General features: G+C 64.1%; 3 protein-coding genes. All 3 read left to right on the top strand.

The annotated features are described in order from the left end of the window. On the top strand, window positions 1-550 hold a 550-nt coding region (locus ACFMO5_RS03565; RefSeq protein ID WP_376791388.1), incomplete at its 5' end, for a molybdopterin dinucleotide binding domain-containing protein. A gap of 11 nt (window positions 551-561) precedes the next feature. Beyond that, window positions 562-1,209, top strand: a complete 648-nt coding sequence (locus ACFMO5_RS03560) for a molecular chaperone (RefSeq protein WP_376791387.1) — start codon at window positions 562-564, stop codon at window positions 1,207-1,209. A gap of 108 nt (window positions 1,210-1,317) precedes the next feature. Further along, window positions 1,318-2,439: an NrfD/PsrC family molybdoenzyme membrane anchor subunit gene (gene nrfD, locus ACFMO5_RS03555; protein ID WP_376791386.1), complete on the top strand. Its 1,122-nt coding sequence runs from the start codon at window positions 1,318-1,320 to the stop codon at window positions 2,437-2,439. Window positions 2,440-2,527 lie beyond the last annotated feature (88 nt).

The following is a 2,527-nucleotide window of genomic DNA, read 5'->3' as shown; positions in this document are numbered from 1 at the left end:
TCCCTACACGAACCCCGATTACGCCAAGTACCGGGATGAGTATCCGTTCCAGGTCATCTCCGGTCGGATCCACCACGCCATGTCGGGGACCCAGATGGTGGACTGGCTGGGCCGCCTGCCGACCGAGGACCTGTGGGCGCCTCTCAACGACGAACGGGTGGTGGAGGAAATGATTATCGGCGAGAGCGGGCTGACCTCCACCGGCCGTCGGGTACGTATCCCTCGGGGAACCTGGTCCATCGGTGTGATCCAGATGAACCGCGCCGATGGGGAGCGGCTGGGCCTTAAGACCGGCGATCTGGTCGAGCTGGAGACGCCCCAGGGCTTTAAGACCCGGGGGAAGGTCTACCTGGTGGAGACCATTCGACCCAGCGTCCTGCGGGTCCCCCTGGGCGGCGGGGGCCGTTTCAGCCCGGGCTTGGGCAAGACTTATGTCTTCCACGACATCACGCCGAACCATAACGCCCTGGTCGACCCGGAGAACCTCTCCCCGATCATGGGCCAGCCCGCTTATGGGGATGTGATCGTGAAGGTCCGGAAAATCGGATGAGGAGCAGGGCGATGGAACGGGAACTTCAGGCGCGGGAGGGCCTTTACAGCCTGCTGCGGGCGTTGTTCTCCTACCCCCTCACCGAGCCCGTGTTGGATGCGGTGGCGAGCCTGGCCGTCGGACCAGGCTCGCCCCTGGCCTCGGGGTTGGAGCGCATGCAGGCCCGGCTTCAGGAGCATCCAGATCGAACCGCCCTGCTGGAGGATCTGAACATCGAGATGACGCGGTTGATGGAAGGCCCAGGCCGCGTGCCGGCGCCCCCCTATGCCTCTTTCTATTTGTGTGGGGGGCAATTGATGGGGCCTCCGGCGATCGCGGCTCGGCAGATCTACTTGACGTGGCAGGCCATCCCCGAAGCGGATTGGCGGCTGCCAGCCGATCACATCGCCCTCGAGCTCGGTTTCCTGGCCCACCTCGCCCGGCGCGCCCGCCAGGCGGCAGACCCCGAAGAACGCGCCCGGGCGCTGCAGGCCAGCCGGGATTTCCTCCAGCAGCACGTCTGGAGCTGGGTGCCTCACTTCTGCCAAGCGCTGAGGGAAGCCAGCGCGGATCCCTTTTTCAGGGGCCTGGCGGAGTTGACCCAGGAGGCCGTGGGGCTCGATCTCCAATGGCTGGAGGGGCTTCTGACAGAGGATAGCGATCGCTTGTGCGGAATCTGAAAACAGAGGTGGTGTCCCGAGGCGCACCCCAACCACAGGTCGGAACTCGCATCCCAGAGACAAAGGTTGTTCGCACATGCTCATCAGTCCGAAGCTGGGAGGAATATCATGAGCAAAACAGAGAAGATCCTATGGGGCCTTGCCATCGCGAGCTTCCTGGTGGGGATCGTAGGCCTGATCCAGCGCATCACCGGCGGGCACACTGTGGCTGCCTACGGCACCTATGTGCCCTGGGGGTTGTGGGTGACGGTTTACACGACCCTGGTAGGGATCTCCATCGGTAGCTTCCTCGTGGCCGCCCTGGGCGACGGCTTCCGGCTCCGAGCGCTACGGCCGCTCAGCGGGATCGCATTGCTCATCGCCCTTGCGGCGCTGGCCGGAGGCCTCTTGGCCGTCTGGCTGGATCTCGGCCATCCTCTTCGCTTCTGGAAGCTGTTCTTCTCCACCAGCTTCACCTCGATCATGGGGTGGATGGCTTGGTTTTACACCCTATATGGCATTTTGCTCTTGGTCCTGCTTTACCTGAAATGGACCCGCCCGGCCAGCCCAGCCCTTCCGCCGCTTTTCGGCTTGGGGCTGGTGCTAGCGGTCATCTTTGGCGGCGCCGAGGGCGCCCTCTTCGGCGTCGTCAGCGCCCAGGCCCTCTGGGAATCCGCCCTGGTGCCCATTCGCTTTCTGGTGGAAGGGGCGATCAGTGGAATGGCCGCTGTGCTCTTTCTCGCCGTCCTCCTGGGCCGTTTGGAGCCGGAGTCCGGGCGTTTCCTTCGCTGGACCCTTGTGGGGCTGCTGTTGGCTGGGGTCGTGTTGGAATGGGCGGAATATTCCACCACCATCTACGCGGGGATCCCGGCAAAGGTGGAAAGCCTGCGGATCGTGCTCTTCGGGCCTTTCTGGTGGGTCTTCTGGATCTTCCAAGTGGGCCTGGGGCTGGCCGTCCCCATCGTCCTGCTGGTGCTCTCCGGGGAGCGAACGACGTGGCTGGGGATCGCCGGTGGGCTGCTGGCCTTCACCAGCCTCAGTGCGAAGCTGAACCTGGTGATCCCGGCCCTGGTGGTGCCGGAGCTCGAAGGGCTCCAGATGGCTTTCACGGGTCCCGGGTTGAGTTTCGATTACTTCCCGACGCTGAGCGAATGGCTGTTGGCGCTCTGGGTGGCATCCATTGCTGCATTGATCTTCCTGGCGCTGTATCGGCTGCTTCCCACCGAGCGAATCTGGCCCGCAGGATCTTAACGTTGAGGGCAGAGGTCGTCTTCGGTCGCCTTCCCCCCCAAAAAATGCTCCAAGAGGCGTTCGCCCAAGCGCTGGGGGGCCAGGCAGA

The sequence above is a fragment of the Thermoflexus sp. genome (assembly GCF_042408365.1).
Lineage (GTDB): Bacteria > Chloroflexota > Anaerolineae > Thermoflexales > Thermoflexaceae > Thermoflexus.
The sequence above is the reverse complement of the archived record's forward strand: the minus strand, read 5'-3'. Positions and strand labels throughout refer to the sequence as shown.